General features: G+C 55.6%; 13 protein-coding genes. 3 read left to right on the forward strand and 10 right to left on the reverse strand.

Translation table 11 applies throughout. The features are described from left to right. Positions 1 to 111: 111 nt before the first annotated feature. Together BLR44_RS19055 and BLR44_RS19060 are read right to left on the reverse strand one after the other, a co-directional pair. Positions 112 to 1434: an ABC transporter permease gene (locus BLR44_RS19055; protein WP_089684995.1), complete on the reverse strand. Its 1323-nt coding sequence runs from the start codon at positions 1432 to 1434 to the stop codon at positions 112 to 114. A gap of 28 nt (positions 1435 to 1462) precedes the next feature. Further along, entirely contained in the window at positions 1463 to 2404 is a 942-nt protein-coding gene (locus BLR44_RS19060; protein ID WP_089685397.1) for an ABC transporter ATP-binding protein, read from the reverse strand. A gap of 186 nt (positions 2405 to 2590) precedes the next feature. Between BLR44_RS19060 and BLR44_RS19065 the strand changes: the two genes are divergently transcribed. Both BLR44_RS19065 and BLR44_RS19070 read left to right on the forward strand, forming a co-directional pair. Beyond that, positions 2591 to 3382, forward strand: a complete 792-nt coding sequence (locus tag BLR44_RS19065; RefSeq protein WP_089684997.1) for a Rossmann-like and DUF2520 domain-containing protein — start codon at positions 2591 to 2593, stop codon at positions 3380 to 3382. Further along, complete coding sequence (locus BLR44_RS19070; RefSeq protein ID WP_089684999.1) at positions 3375 to 3881, forward strand: KdsC family phosphatase; 507 nt, start codon at positions 3375 to 3377, stop codon at positions 3879 to 3881. Before BLR44_RS19065 ends, BLR44_RS19070 begins: the two co-directional genes overlap by 8 nt. Before the next feature lie 3 nt (positions 3882 to 3884). On the opposite strand, the gene rodA is transcribed toward BLR44_RS19070, so the two are convergent. The 7 genes from rodA to purN all read right to left on the reverse strand — a co-directional run bounded on the left by rodA (position 3885) and on the right by purN (position 12168). Then, entirely contained in the window at positions 3885 to 5192 is a 1308-nt protein-coding gene (gene rodA, locus BLR44_RS19075) for a rod shape-determining protein RodA (RefSeq protein ID WP_089685001.1), read from the reverse strand. 6 nt (positions 5193 to 5198) lie between these two features. After that, the gene (gene mrdA / locus BLR44_RS19080) at positions 5199 to 7004 is read right to left on the reverse strand and encodes a penicillin-binding protein 2 (RefSeq protein ID WP_089685004.1); all 1806 of its coding nucleotides are present in this window, start codon (positions 7002 to 7004) and stop codon (positions 5199 to 5201) included. Beyond that, positions 7001 to 7522: a hypothetical protein gene (locus BLR44_RS19085; protein ID WP_089685007.1), complete on the reverse strand. Its 522-nt coding sequence runs from the start codon at positions 7520 to 7522 to the stop codon at positions 7001 to 7003. Before BLR44_RS19085 ends, mrdA begins: the two co-directional genes overlap by 4 nt. Positions 7523 to 7529: 7 nt before the next feature. Beyond that, on the reverse strand, positions 7530 to 8417 hold the full coding sequence (mreC, locus tag BLR44_RS19090; protein ID WP_089685010.1) for a rod shape-determining protein MreC: 888 nt from the start codon (positions 8415 to 8417) through the stop codon (positions 7530 to 7532). A gap of 73 nt (positions 8418 to 8490) precedes the next feature. Continuing rightward, positions 8491 to 9519 (reverse strand): rod shape-determining protein, encoded by a 1029-nt coding sequence (locus BLR44_RS19095; protein WP_089685013.1) that lies wholly within the window; start codon positions 9517 to 9519, stop codon positions 8491 to 8493. 397 nt (positions 9520 to 9916) lie between these two features. Continuing rightward, the gene (gene purH / locus BLR44_RS19100; RefSeq protein WP_089685016.1) at positions 9917 to 11464 is read right to left on the reverse strand and encodes a bifunctional phosphoribosylaminoimidazolecarboxamide formyltransferase/IMP cyclohydrolase; all 1548 of its coding nucleotides are present in this window, start codon (positions 11462 to 11464) and stop codon (positions 9917 to 9919) included. A 122-nt stretch (positions 11465 to 11586) separates the two neighbouring features. Next, positions 11587 to 12168, reverse strand: a complete 582-nt coding sequence (gene purN / locus BLR44_RS19105; protein WP_089685019.1) for a phosphoribosylglycinamide formyltransferase — start codon at positions 12166 to 12168, stop codon at positions 11587 to 11589. Between the two features lie 120 nt (positions 12169 to 12288). On the opposite strand from purN, the gene BLR44_RS19110 reads away from it, so the two are divergent. Next, a complete protein-coding gene (locus tag BLR44_RS19110) occupies positions 12289 to 13548 on the forward strand; it encodes a cation:proton antiporter (RefSeq protein ID WP_089685021.1) in 1260 nt (419 codons plus the stop codon). 5 nt (positions 13549 to 13553) lie between these two features. Here BLR44_RS19110 and BLR44_RS19115 read toward each other — a convergent pair whose 3' ends face one another. Further along, complete coding sequence (locus BLR44_RS19115; protein WP_089685024.1) at positions 13554 to 14189, reverse strand: MarC family protein; 636 nt, start codon at positions 14187 to 14189, stop codon at positions 13554 to 13556. Positions 14190 to 14203: the final 14 nt, after the last annotated feature.

Below are 14203 nucleotides of genomic sequence, written 5' to 3' on the forward strand. Positions count from 1 at the left end.
TCCTCCTGCGATTCGTACTGCCGCCCTCACAGGTTACGCACGTGTGTAGGAAAAGCGAGGAGGCTGCACCTCAGCCCGTTACCCACGCCTTCCGGCCCTAAGTGCCTTGCTTCACTGCCGATAGAATACCCACTTCGACAGTTCGCGGTAGTTGACTTTTTTGCCGTACATCAAAATTCCGACGCGGTAAATGCGCCCGGCCAGCCACGTGGTGCCCAGAAAACCCAATACCAGCAACACCATCGACAGAACCAGTTCCCAGATCGGCACGCCGAAGGGCAGGCGGACCATCATCATGACCGGCGATGTAAACGGGATAAGCGAAAGCCAGGTCGCCAGCGGCGAGAACGGATCGCGTACGGCAAATTGGGCCATGACGAAGCTCAGGATCAGCGGTATGGTAACCGGTAGCATGAACTGCTGCGTATCGGTTTCGCTGTCGACGGCGGCCCCCACCCCGGCGAACAGAGAGCCATAGAGCAGATAGCCGCCCAGAAAGTAAAACAGAAAGGCGCTGAGCAATAAGGGAATGTTCTGAGTCTCCAGAAGGTGAAATGCTTTGATCACCGCCGGTTCGGCAACGGTAGGTGCGGCGGCGGCCTCAGCTTGTCCTTGGGCCGCGATGGCGGCTTGAGAAGTCGCTTGCGAAAGCTGCTCTTTGTCGACAAACAGGTTGATCACAGCCGTATACACTACCCCGGTCAGCATGATCCACAGCAGAAACTGCGTCAGGCCCACCAGCGCAATACCGAAAATTTTCCCGGCCATCAGCTGAAACGGTTTTACCGACGAGATGATCACCTCCACAATGCGATTGGTCTTCTCTTCGATAACGCCGCGCATAATCTGCACGCCGTAGATAAAAATGAACATGTAGATCAGAAACGCGCCGATGAACCCCAGCGCGGTTGCAATCCCCACGTTGCTGTCTTCTTCCCCGTCGTCGGCCAGTTTTTTGGTATCGAGGCTGATGTTCGCCCGCATGTTTTCGATCACCGACCGGTCGATTCCGGAAAGCAGCAGACGTTCGTCTTCAATGTTCTGTTCCAGCCGACTTTCCAGCCGTTGCTGAATTTCAAGTCCCAGCCCTTTGGTCGAAAACAATTTAATGCCCTGCGGCCGCTCCAAATCAAGTTGGGGCACGTAAAGCAGGGCGTCATGGCCGCTGGCGCGGAAACGTTCCTGTGCAATTTCGAGGGGGCCATCCACAAAGGTGAAGTTCAGGGTAGCATCGTCTACCAACTTGTCTTTGAACATGTTGCTCTCGTCCAGCACTTCGACGGTCTTGGTCTCCGGGGCGTTGATGCCCGCCCAGATGGATAACCCAAACACCCCACCAAATAGCAAGGGTCCCAGCAACGTCATGATCAGGAACGACTTCTTTTTAACCCGGGTCAGGTACTCGCGCGAAAGAATCAGCAGAATTTTATTCATGGAATCGGTATGCAGCAGTGGTTAGTGGTTATTCAGTCAGGCCGCTGGCCATGGTGGTCAGCTCCGGCATGTCGCCGCGGACCGTACGGATAAAGATTTCGTTCATGCTCGGGATTTTCTCCTGCACCACGTGCAGCTCGACCCGATCGAGTAGCGCCGCCATCAGTCGGTTCGCCGAACGGTCATGGGGTGCCCGGATGGTCGCCTCGAAGTGATCTTCGTCGCCGGTGACGTCCAGCACCTCGAAATCGGGCGGCAACTCACCCAGCACGCCCTGACCCACCACCTCGTAGGTGTTGGTCCGGTACTGATGCTTGATTTCTTTTTTCGGGCCTTCCAGCACTTTTTCCGACTTGTTGATCAGCGCAATGTAATCACAGAGTTCTTCTACACTTTCCATGCGGTGGGTCGAGAAGATGATCGTGCTCCCCAAACTGCGCAGCCGCAGGATCTCGTCTTTGATCAGGTTGGCATTGATGGGGTCGAATCCCGAAAAAGGTTCGTCGAGAATGATCAGCTTAGGTTCGTGCAGTACCGTCGCGATAAACTGCGCCTTCTGTTGCATGCCTTTCGAAAGGTCCTCTACCTGTTTGGGCCACCAATCCTGGATCTCGAAACGCTCGAACCAAAACCGCAGCTTCGCCTGGGCATCTCTTTTCGACATGCCTTTCAACTGCGCCAGGTACATCAGTTGCTCGCCCACTTTCATCTTTTTGTACAGGCCCCGCTCTTCCGGCAGGTAACCGATCTGCTCGATGTGCCGGGGGGCCAGCCGCTCGCCGTCAAACCGGATTTCGCCGGTATCGGCCCCGGTAATCTGCGTGATGATGCGAATCAGTGAGGTTTTCCCCGCCCCATTCGGTCCCAGCATACCGAAGATGCTTCCCTGGGGGATGTTCATACTCACTTCTTTTAACGCCTGGTGCTGTGCGTAATATTTGGAAACGCGGTCGATTTCTAACAGATTCATGTAGCGATTTTTGCCTTGAGCGAACAATAAAGTACCGACAAGTTAATTCTTTTACCGATAAGGGAGAGGCGGAATCTGAAAAGGATAAACGGCCCCTAATGTGGGCAATCCCGTCGGTAACACGCGTAGTGCCTTTACGGTTGGAGAATCTTTTTTCTTTCCACGCCCGGCGCTTACTTTTAGCCCGTGAAACCCTCCGTCGCGTTTATTGGCGCGGGCCGCGTTGCCTGGCACCTGGCGCCCGCCCTGGACCGGGCCGGTTATGCCGTGCAGGAAGTCTGGAGCCGTTACGAAAGTTCGCGCCGCTTTTTGTGTTACCGTCTGGCGCAAGCAAGTACATCCCAGCCCACGCCCCACGCCTCACTGGATTTTTCAACTTCTACTGCCCGGCTCTTGGTGATCGCGGTGACCGACGAAGCGCTGCCGCAGGTTGCCGCGACGTTGGTCCCCCCGCCCGAGGCGCTGGTGGTGCATACGTCGGGCAGCACGCCTCTTGCCGTCCTGGACCGTTTCCCGAAGCGGGGGGTGTTATATCCGCTCCAAACCTTCAGTAAGGAACAGGAAGTCGATTTTCGGAACGTTCCGTTGCTGGTCGAAGGGCACAACGAAGCAACGGCCTCCTTTTTATCGCAACTCGCCCACGAGCTGGGAGGACCGGTGCATCACGCCGACAGCACGCAGCGCCTTACGTTGCACTTAGCGGCGGTGCTGACCAATAATTTTCCCAATTATCTTTACACGCTGGCACAGCAACTCTTAAAAAATGCCCACCTGGACGTCGGGCTCCTGGCTCCGCTGTGGCAGGAAACGTTTCAGAAAGCGGCGGCGTTAGGCCCTCAGGAGGCCCAGACCGGCCCGGCACGCCGGGGCGACCGCCGCATCATTGACTTGCATCAACAACTGCTCACCGCTCAACCCGATCTGCTGACCCTGTACCGACTTTTGTCGGAGAGCATTCTGCATCATTATCATGTCTGATCGTAACTTATTTCAACCCATTCGCGCCTTTCTTTTCGACGTCGATGGCGTCTTTACCGACGGCAGCCTCCTGGCCCTGGAAAGTGGCGAACAGGCGCGCGTATTCAACATCAAAGATGGGTTGGCCGTGGTCAAAGCCTTGCAGGCAGGGTATCACATCGGCGTGATTTCCGGCGGTACGCACGAAGGTGTACGGCGGCGCTTGAGCGGCTTGGGCATTCAGCACATCTACCTGAAGGTAGACGACAAATTAGCGGTATTTCACGAGCTAGTTCGTCAACTCGGCCTAGGGCCGCAGGAAGTGGTATACATGGGCGATGACCTACCCGACTACCCTGTGATGTCGCGCGACGATGTGGTGGCCGCCTGCCCGGCCGATGCGGTTGAAGAAATCCGGCAGATCAGCCAATACGTTGCCTCTCGTCCCGGCGGGCACGGTGCGGTGCGTGAAGTGATCGAACGTGTGATGAAAACCCAGCAGACCTGGACCGTGCCGTAACGGCTAGGTATAGAGCGTCCGCCCGATGACCTGCGAACGGTGCGCGTCGAGTTTGATGAAGATGAACAGCAGGATGGTGAACGACCAGAGCGACGACCCCCCGTAGCTGAAGAAGGGCAACGGAATCCCGATTACGGGAAACAACCCGATGGTCATGCCAATATTGACCGTAAAGTGGAAGAACAGAATCCCCGCCACACAGTAGCCATATACCCGCGTGAACGGCGTTCGTTGCTGTTCGGCCCGATAGATGATGCGCGCCAGTAGCGCCACGAACAAGCTGATGATGAATACGCTGCCCGTCCAGCCGTGTTCTTCGCCGATGGTGCAGAAAATAAAGTCGGTGCTCTGTTCCGGCACAAAGTCGAACTTTGTCTGGGTTCCTTGCAGAAATCCTTTGCCCGAAAGTCCGCCCGAACCAATCGCGATTTTCGACTGAATGACCTGGTACCCAAAGCCCGAAGGATCGTACTCTGGATTGATCAGCGCCTTGATCCGGACCTGCTGGTGCGGCTGAAGGATGTTGTTGATGAAGAAGTTCACGCCGCTCACTTCTCCGGCCATCAGCGCCAGCGCCCCGACAATCAGTCCCGTCATGCGAACCTTACGCATCACCGTGCGCTCGTTGAACATCACGTAAGCAAACGCCACGACCGCCAGAATCGAGAAAGCGATGAGCAGATACATCTGCGGCACAAACAGCGTCAGGACAAACAGGGCCACGGCGATCAGCCCCAACACCGGAATCCAGCTCGGCAACCCTTCACGATAGAGGGCCACGATAAAAGCACTGAAAACGAGGGTAGATCCCGTTTCGTTTTGCAGAATGATGATGATCGCCGGCAAGCCAATGATGCCCGCTACCACCAGTTGTTCTTTCAGTTGATTGAGTTTGACCTGCGGTCGATCCAGATAACGCGCCAGACAGAGCGCCGTCGCAAACTTGGCAAACTCCGCCGGCTGGATTTGCAACGCCCCCAACTTCACCCACGATTTGGAACCGTTGATTTCACTGCCCAACACAAAGGGGGACAGCAGCACGAGTAGAAAGACGGCGTAAATCACGTAGGAGAACGACTCGTAGAACCGGAAGTCGATCACCATGATGGGCAGAATCAGTAAAATGCTCGAGCAGATGATCCAGATCATCTGCCGACCGGAGTTCAATTCCATGTCGAAAATGCTCTGATCGGCCTGCGGATCGTAGGTCACCGCAAAAATATTCGACCAGCCAATCAGCACCAGGGCCGCGTAGAGCAGCACCATCACCCAATCGACTTTTGCCAACGAAAGGCTATCCCTTCTTCCCATCCGTGTTTAGTAGACAAACTTGCCCTTCAGGGCGTAATCCTCAATATTTTTCCGCTTGATCTCGCCCAGCATGTACTTCTCAATTACCAGACTGGCAATCGAAGCGGCGGCTCGGGCGCCCTGCCCCGCATTTTCCACGTAAACCGCCACGGCGATTTTCGGATTGTCTTTCGGTGCAAACGCGATGAAACCGGAGTGGTCTTCGCCGTGCGGGTTTTGCACCGTGCCGGTTTTGCCACATACCTGCAGTCCTGGAATTTTAGCCCGATACTGCCCCGTACCGTGGTCCACCACGTCGGCCATGCCTTCCACGACCGTCTCGAAGTGCCGGGCCTCTACGCCCACAAAGTTCTTCTGCTGGTATTCCAGCAACGGCTGTCCCGATTCCCCAATTGACTTAATCAGGTGCGGCGTCACGTAATAACCGCGGTTGGCGATGGTGGCCGCCAGGTTGGCCATTTGCAGCGGTGTCACCAGAATTTCGCCCTGCCCAATGCCCAGCGAGTAAATCGTAGAGTGTTTCCAGTGGCCTTCGCCGTAATAGCGGTCGTAGTATTCCGGGCTGGGAATGAACCCGCCTTTTTCGTTCGGAATGTCGAGGCCCAGTTGCCGCCCCAACCCGAACCGCAGTTGGTATTCGCGCCATTTGGTCAGGCCGATCCGCGAATCAATGAACGTATTCGGGTTGACTTCCTGGTTGATGATGCGCTTGAACGTATTGACAAAATAGGGATTGCACGAGTTGGTGATGGCGCTGCGCAAATCGGGAAACGAGTGGGGCCCGTGGCAGTTGATGATCGCCCGGTTGCAGGCAATGTGCGTCTCCGGATGAATCACCCCTTCTTGCAAGGCGATGAGCGCTTCGATAAGCTTAAACGTAGAACCGGGAGGGTACATGGCCTGAATCCCCCGGTTGAACAGCGGCACCAAACTGTCTTTTTGCAGGACCGAAAAGTTTTTCCCGAACTCGCGGCCGCGCAAGATATTCGGATCGTACGAAGGTCCGGAAACCAGGCTCAGGATTTCGCCGGTAGCGGGCTCAATCGCCACAATGCTGCCGATCTTTCCGTTCATCAGGCGTTCACCGTACTGCTGCAAGTTCAGGTCGATGGTACAGACCAGATTCTCGCCTTTTACGGCAGTGGTGTCGTATTTTCCGTCTTTGAAAGCTCCTTTGTTGATGCCGTGGCGGTCGACCATGATGTACTTCACGCCCCGCTTCCCGCGCAGGAAACGCTCGTACTGGTACTCCAGTCCGCTGATGCCGATGTAGTCGCCCGCGCTGTACTGGTCTTTGCCCATTTTCTCAAGTTGCGACGGGCTGATCTCGCCGATGTAGCCCAACGCGTTGGCGAAGCTTTTGTGCGGATAGCCCCGCACCGTACGCGGCACTACCTCGAAACCAGGAAACTCGATGAGTTGGTCCTGAATGCGCGCAAAATCGGCGCCCGACACCTGCTTCAGGAAGGCAGAAGGCTTACGGTAAGAATAATCTTTGGCCTCAGCCAGCTTCGTAATCACCTCCTCTTTGGTCAGGTGCATCAGCCGGCAAAACGCCAGCGTATCGTCCAGGTGCACCTCGCGCGGGGTGACCATAATGTCGTAAACCGGCTCGTTGTAAACCAGTTTGGCACCGTTACGGTCGTAGATCACGCCCCGGTAGGGATATTCCATCACACGTTTGACCGCATTGTTATCGGCCCGCCGCTTGTAGGTATCGTCTACGACCTGCAGCATGAAAAGCTTGGCAGCGTAGACCATCCCGATCAACAGGAAGGCGAGGATAACAATGTATTTTCTGTTCTCGATCATCGACGTGCGCGTGGCGAATGCACCGTATATTGAATAAGTAAAAGAATTGCGTAAGTAAACAGTGTGCTACTCAATGCTTTAAGCAAAATCCATCCGGAAAGTTCCCAAGTGGCCGCTTCAATTCCGAAAAGTGCCAGATGAAACGCCAGCAGCAGCGGCAGCATGAACAACGTCAGCCATTGGGGCCCCATCAGTCGGACCGAAATGTCGTCGCCCGCTTCATATCCCCCACCCGGCGTCAGTCCTTTCAACAGGTACGGTCGTAGAAATGCAACCAGTACCGAAGCGGCAGCGTGGATGCCGCTGGTGTCGTAGAACCAGTCGATAAACAACCCGGTTCCGAAGGCCAGTAGCATCACGAGCACGGGGTTCATTTCGCGCGGCAGCCAGAGGATAAAGCCCACATACACAAAGCAGAAGGCGTAATTGAACATGACTAAGTTACGGAACAGCAACAGCTGCAAGCCGACTAAAAAGACGAAGTACAAAACCTGGGTAATAAATCGACTGCTGTTCATGTATTGCCTATTGCATACTGACTTGCTCGAGCGAATCCTGCTCTTCCTGCAATAAATTCTCGATTACGTATACGTAAGTAACTGTCTGTAAATCATTGAATAACGTCACATCGATGTCGTAAAACGTTTGGTTATCGTCAATGTTTACATCCTGGATGGTGCCGATCGCCATGTACGGCGGAAAGAGGGTGCTGTACCCCGTGGTCACGATCGTGTCGCCCACTTCGATCTGAATGTGTCGCGGAATGTAGTTGAGCTGGACGCGCTGCGGGTCGGTACCGTCCCAACTGATGGACCCGAACGCGTTTTCGCCCTGAATCTGGGCCGATACCGTCATGTCGGTATGCAGTACAGACGTCACGGTCGAGAAATGTTTGGAACTAGCTTTCACGCGCCCCACCACGCCCTGTGACGAGGCCACACCCATTCCGGGGCGAATGCCGTCGTCGGTCCCCCGGTTGATGGTCAGGTAGTTTTTGAAGCGACGGACGGAGTTATTGATGACTTTGGCCGTTCTGAATACGTATTGCGGCACAACCGTGTCGGACGCAAACTGGAACGGTGGCAGCTCTATATGGAGCGAATCGCGCATCGAATCGCGCTGTGTGAGCGTGTCGGTCCGGATCGGCAACGTTTGTAACCGTACCTGCTCCAACTCGAACCGCAACCGGGCGTTTTCTGCCGCCAGCTGCTGGTTGGTCGTCGTTAATTCCAGAAACTCTTTGGTACTGTTACTGAACGTCAGGACATCGCCGGTAAGGGTACTCGACGTGTGGTGAAACGCAGCACTCTGGTAAGGATTGTTCCGCACGATCAACCACCCACAAATGGCCTCCAGCAGGAGAAACATCAGGAAGAGCCGATATTGGAAAAGTAACTGAAAAAGCTGCTGCATGATTGCCAGATCGTGGGTTAGAAACAGGCATCATCGTATCGACAAAGTGCCCAACCGGCGTAACGGCCAAGCGTTACTGGATAAGTACACTTTTGAAATTGTCGAGATTTTTCAGCGCAATGCCGGTTCCGCGCACAACGGCACGCAGCGGGTCGTCGGCAATGTGGATCGGGAGTTTGGTTTTCAGGGCCAGACGCTTGTCGAGGCCACGCAGCATGGCACCGCCACCGGTCAGGTGAATTCCGTTTTCGTAAATGTCGGCCGACAACTCGGGGGGCGAAATCTCCAGGGCTTTCAGCACCGCTTCTTCGATTTTCGAAACGGACTTGTCGAGTGCGAACGCAATTTCCGAGTAGCTCACTTTGATCACCTTCGGAATACCGGTCATCAGGTCGCGTCCCCGAATTTCGTAATCGGCCGGAGGGTTGTCCAGCTCGGTCAGTGCTGAACCGACTTCGATTTTGACCCGTTCGGCCGAGCGCTCCCCGATCAGCAGGTTGTGCTGCCGACGCATGTAGTCGAGAATGTCTTTGGTGAACACATCGCCCGCGATGCGGATCGACTGGTCACAAACAATGCCGGAGAGGGCAATAACCGCAATTTCGGTGGTCCCTCCGCCTATATCGACGATCATCGATCCCACGGGTTGCTCGATGTCGATCCCGATCCCGATGGCCGCCGCCAGGGGTTCGTAGATCATGTAGACCTCTTTGGCACCGGCGTGTTCGGCCGAGTCTTTTACGGCCCGTTTTTCTACCTCGGTGATGCCCGACGGGATGCAGATTACCATCCGGTGCGACGGCGAAAACAGCCCCATCTTGCCTACGTTGATCAGCTTGATCATGCCGCGAATCATCTGCTCGGCGGCCGTAAAGTCAGCGATCACGCCGTCTTTCAACGGGCGGATGGTCTTGATGTTTTCGTGCGTTTTTTCGTGCATCTGCATGGCCCTCTTGCCGATGGCCAGCACTTTGCTCGTTGTTTTGTCGATGGCGATGATGGACGGTTCGTCCACCACAATCTTGTCTTTGTGAATTACGAGGGTATTCGCGGTACCCAGGTCGATCGCTATATCGCTGGAAAAGAAATCAAAGAATCCCACAGGAGTAGTTGGTGTTGTCGATATGTGACTAAATCCTCCCCACCGCTAGGCAACCCCGAAGAAGTTGTGTCAACTGACTTCACCAGTGCTTTGGCAGAAAGTAACGTCGACAAAATTAGCGGATTTTGCACGTTTCTAAGGGTAGATCTGCCCATTTTCCGGTCTTGTTGGGAGGTTTCCAAAATTAGAAAGTTTTTTCACATTGTTCGACAAGCGTCGCCAAGAAAATCTGCAAGTATCTTCGTTTCTACTTCATTTTAAGGCGTTTATAGATCACGTATATCGTAAATTTAGAAATAAACCCTCGGCGAACGTAATGTAATGTTGGAAAAAGAAGCGATGCCCTTTTTTGAAAACATTACGCCGCCGAGAAGCTCAGACTTGACTTTTAGAAAGATTAGTGCTTGAAGTGACGCACGCCGGTCAGCACCATGCCCATGCCGTGCGCGTTGCAGAAATCGATGGAATCCTGATCGCGGATGGAGCCACCGGGCTGCACCACCGCGCGTATTCCGGCCTCGTGGGCGATTTCTACACAGTCGGGGAACGGGAAGAAGGCATCGGAGGCCATCACAGCACCTTCGAGCGAGAAGCCGAAATGACGGGCTTTTTCAATGGCTTGTTTCAGGGCATCGACCCGGGACGTCTGTCCCACGCCGCTGGCAATCAGTTGGTTTTCGCGTGCCAGCACAATGGTATTCGACTTGGCGTGTTTCACCGCCTTAACGGCAAACAGCAGCGCGCGTACTTCTTCGTCGGTCGGCTGACGTTCCGTAACGCAACGCAAATCGGAGGCTTGCTCTGCAAAAAGGTCTTTGTCTTGCAAAATCACTCCGTTCAACAAAGTTTTGAACTGCGGCGCCGACAAATCGACAGGTTTCTGTTTCAGGAGGATGCGGTTCTTTTTGCGCTTCAGGGTTTCCAGGGCTTCGGGCGCAAAGTCGGGCGCAATCAAGACTTCGAAAAAGAGTTTGTCCAACTCTTCTGCCACGGCGGCATCGATCGTTTGGTTGGTGATGATCACCCCCCCGAAGGCTGACACCGGATCGCCCGCCAGGGCATTCAGGTACGCTTCTTTCGGAGTGGCGGCGTTTGCCAGGCCACAGGCGTTGGTGTGTTTCAGGATGGCAAACGTGCACTGCTCCGTTTTGGTCGCTTCGAACTCCTGCATCAACATCACCGCCGCATCGATATCGACCAGGTTGTTGTACGACAGTTCTTTGCCGTGCAACTGCTCCAGCATCTTCTCCAGATCGCCGTAAAAAATTCCCTTCTGGTGCGGGTTTTCGCCGTAGCGGAGGGTGCGCCCCTGCCCGATGCTCTGCTTGAACGGCTGCGGCGCCTCCTCCTCACTACTTTCCAGGAAGTAGCGATGAATGGCCACGTCGTAGTGCGAGGTCACGTCGAAGGCTTTGGTAGCGAACCGCTTGCGGTCTTCCAGATCGGTGTAGCCTTCTTTCTCGCGGAGAAGCTGTTCCAGCGCTTCGTACTGCGCGCGCGACGAGATAACCAACACGTCCTTGAAGTTTTTGGCGGCTGCCCGAATCAGCGAGATACCGCCGATGTCGATCTTCTCGATGATGTCTGCTTCCGAAGCCGCCGAGGCAACGGTATCTTCAAAAGGATAGAGGTCAACCACCACCAGATCGAGGTTCGGGATTTCCATCTTCGCCACTTCCTGCTGGTCGGTATCGTGCTCGCGACGGTTCAGAATGCCGCCAAACACTTTGGGATGCAGGGTTTTAACCCGACCGCCGAGAATCGAGGGATAGCCGGTGACCTCTTCGACGGCCGTGACCGGCACGGCCAGGCTCTGGATGAAGGTTTGCGTTCCGCCGGTCGAATACAAGCGTACACCCAGTTGATGTAACAGGGGGACAATCGTGTCAAGACGCTCTTTGTTATAAACCGAAATGAGGGCGGAGGTAATCTTTTTGCGCGACATGGAAGGTGGATTGATTGGGCCGCAAAGCTAACCAATTTGAAAAAGGGGACAAGGCAGCGGAGGAGTTATCCGTGCGCAAACGATGCCCCTTCGGCCCCCGCTGGAGGCGTTGCCCCGTCGCATCAGTCGGCCGCTTCCAGCTCCTGCACGTAGCGCTCAATCACTTCGGGAAAGTGCCGGTGTTCCAGCACCTGAACGCGCTTCTGTATGTCTTCCGGCGTGTCGGTCGGTTGTACAGGGCACGTCGCCTGAAATAGCACCCTGCCTTCGTCGTACCGTTCGTTGACCAGATGAATCGTGATGCCGGTTTCAGATTCCTGGCCAGCCACCACCGCCTCGTGTACGTGCATTCCCCACATGCCTTTGCCGCCAAAGCGGGGCAGCAGCGCCGGATGAATGTTCAAGATCCGATCGGGATAGGCTTCTATCAGGTAGGCGGGCACCAGCCATAGAAACCCGGCCAGCACTACCAGGTCGACTTTGTGCGCGCTGAGGGCTTGCAGGATTGTGTCGGTTTCCCGGAACGTCTTCCGGTCGAAGACGACCGTAGGCACCCCGAAGCGTTTGGCACGTTCGAGGGCGTAAGCATCGGGTCGGTTGGCCAGCAGCAGACTCACCCGAATGTCCGGATGGTTTTCGAAGTAAGCCATGATTTTCTCGGCATTGGAGCCGGAACCGGAACAAAAAAGCGCAAGATGAGTCATAAGAGAAAACGGATGCCCAAAAGTAGCATACCTGACCGAAACGAAGGGCGGCCGGGTGGCCCGGCAACATGCGCACAACTTTTCTCCTATCGACTCTCGTAAAAGCCCTACTGGCTGTTTATGGACGCATACATTCTTATTCTCTTTATTATTGGCGTCGCTGCCCTCAGCATGGCGTGGCTCCCACGCATCCTGCGCGACTCGCCCCTCTCCTACCCGATGGTCTACCTCCTGCTGGGTGCGGGCCTGTACGGATTGCCCTTCGACCTGCCCATTCCGCGGCTACGCGAAGAGTCCATTCTACACGTCACTGAGCTGAGCGTCATCATCACCCTGATGGGAACGGGCGCCAAGATCGACCGCGTGTTTTCGTTTCGGCAGTGGCAGGTCCCGTTCCGGCTGGTGTCCATCACCATGCTGCTGTGCATCGCCATTGTGGCGGTGATCGGGACCTATTGGCTGGGGCTCTCGCTGGCGGCGGCTGTCTTGCTGGGCGCTGTGCTGGCACCGACCGACCCGGTATTGGCCGACGATGTTCAGGTAGGCCCGCCCCAAGAAGGCGAAGAGGACGAGGTGCGGTTTAGCCTGACGGCCGAAGCTGGCTTGAACGACGGCACGGCCTTCCCGTTTACGTGGCTCGCGGTGCTGCTGGCCGGGGCGGGCAGTGCGGCGGCCATGGACTGGGGCGAGTGGGCGGCACGCGATCTGTTGTACCGCATTGTGGCGGGCGTAGCCATCGGGTACGGGGCCGGGCGAGGCTTGGCTTACCTGATTTTTGAATTGCCGCAACGCAGCCGCTTTCCCGAAACGAAAGATAACCTCGTGGCGATTTCAGCAACGCTGGGCGTCTACGGCCTCACCGAATTGCTTCACGGCTACGGGTTCATTGCGGTTTTTGTCACGGGGCTGGTCTTCAGCAGTTTCGAGAAAGAGCACGAGTACCACAAGTCACTCCACGAATTTTCGCAGCAGGTAGAACGTTTGCTGATGGTCGTCATCCTGATTCTGCTGGGCGGCAGCCTGGCGCGTGGGCTCCTCAACGCCCTCACCTGGCCTGCCGTAGCCCTCGCCGTCGGTTTTCTGTTCGTGATCCGCCCGCTGACGGGCTGGCTGGCGCTACTGGGCACCAACTTGTTTCAGCGCGAACGCATCGCCATCAGCTTTTTTGGCATCCGGGGGGTCGGTTCTTTTTTCTACCTGGCCTTTGCCCTCAGCAAAGCATCGTTCGATCACGAAGACCTCATCTGGTCGACGGTGGGGCTAATCGTCGCCATTTCCGTCATCATCCACGGCATCACGGCCACGCCCGTCATGCGCTTGCTCGACATGAAACGTAACAAGCAGCAGGCGGTGGAACCCGAAGTGGAATCGATTGAGTAACGGAATTAGCTTGGGAACGCGATGGATGCCAGCGACAGCAGGCCGTTGACGATGAAGCTTACCCCGATGGCAAGCACAATGAAGCCCATCATCCGCGCCAGGGCGGCCATCCCGCCTTTGCCCAGGAAGCGGGTCAGTTGCGGCGAAAAGACCAGAATGATGTAGCTCACAAACGCTACCAAAATGATGGACGCCACAATGATGAGCGAATCGAGGTAAGTCCCGGCCCGGCCGTTCATCGAAATGGTGACCGCAATGGCACCGGGTCCCGACAACATGGGCATGGCCATCGGCGTAAACGAGATGTCCTCTTTCTCCATCCCCTCTTGCTCTACCTCCTCCGAAATTTTCTTGCCTTTATGGCCATCCGGGTCTAATAACGCCAGTCCCGACTTCACAATCAGAACGCCGCCCGCCACGCGCAGGTCTTCGATGCGCAAGCCAAAGAAATTCAGGATGAAGGTACCCGCAAAGAAAAAGACGACCAGCACGCCGATCATGTACAGCGCAGACTTGAGGGCCTGCTGCTGCTGATGCTTGCGCTCATAGTTTTGGGTCAGGGCCACAAATACAGGCATGGCCCCGAACGGGTTAACTACCGAGAAAAGGGCGGTGAAAGTCGCCAGAAATAATTCTACCATACGTCAAAAGGCGG

The organism is Catalinimonas alkaloidigena (genome assembly GCF_900100765.1).
GTDB classification, from domain to species: domain Bacteria; phylum Bacteroidota; class Bacteroidia; order Cytophagales; family Flexibacteraceae; genus Mooreia; species Mooreia alkaloidigena.

What these genes read in the sequence shown, in the direction of transcription:
- BLR44_RS19055 (WP_089684995.1), bottom strand. Translation starts at nt 1,434, where the DNA reads ATGAATAAAATTCTGCTGATTCTTTCGCGCGAGTACCTGACCCGGGTT.
- BLR44_RS19060 (WP_089685397.1), bottom strand. Translation starts at nt 2,404, where the DNA reads ATGAATCTGTTAGAAATCGACCGCGTTTCCAAATATTACGCACAGCAC.
- BLR44_RS19070 (WP_089684999.1), top strand. Translation starts at nt 3,375, where the DNA reads ATGTCTGATCGTAACTTATTTCAACCCATTCGCGCCTTTCTTTTCGAC.
- rodA (WP_089685001.1), bottom strand. Translation starts at nt 5,192, where the DNA reads ATGGGAAGAAGGGATAGCCTTTCGTTGGCAAAAGTCGATTGGGTGATG.
- mrdA (WP_089685004.1), bottom strand. Translation starts at nt 7,004, where the DNA reads ATGATCGAGAACAGAAAATACATTGTTATCCTCGCCTTCCTGTTGATC.
- BLR44_RS19085 (WP_089685007.1), bottom strand. Translation starts at nt 7,522, where the DNA reads ATGAACAGCAGTCGATTTATTACCCAGGTTTTGTACTTCGTCTTTTTA.
- mreC (WP_089685010.1), bottom strand. Translation starts at nt 8,417, where the DNA reads ATGCAGCAGCTTTTTCAGTTACTTTTCCAATATCGGCTCTTCCTGATG.
- purH (WP_089685016.1), bottom strand. Translation starts at nt 11,464, where the DNA reads ATGTCGCGCAAAAAGATTACCTCCGCCCTCATTTCGGTTTATAACAAA.
- purN (WP_089685019.1), bottom strand. Translation starts at nt 12,168, where the DNA reads ATGACTCATCTTGCGCTTTTTTGTTCCGGTTCCGGCTCCAATGCCGAG.
- BLR44_RS19110 (WP_089685021.1), top strand. Translation starts at nt 12,289, where the DNA reads ATGGACGCATACATTCTTATTCTCTTTATTATTGGCGTCGCTGCCCTC.
- BLR44_RS19115 (WP_089685024.1), bottom strand. Translation starts at nt 14,189, where the DNA reads ATGGTAGAATTATTTCTGGCGACTTTCACCGCCCTTTTCTCGGTAGTT.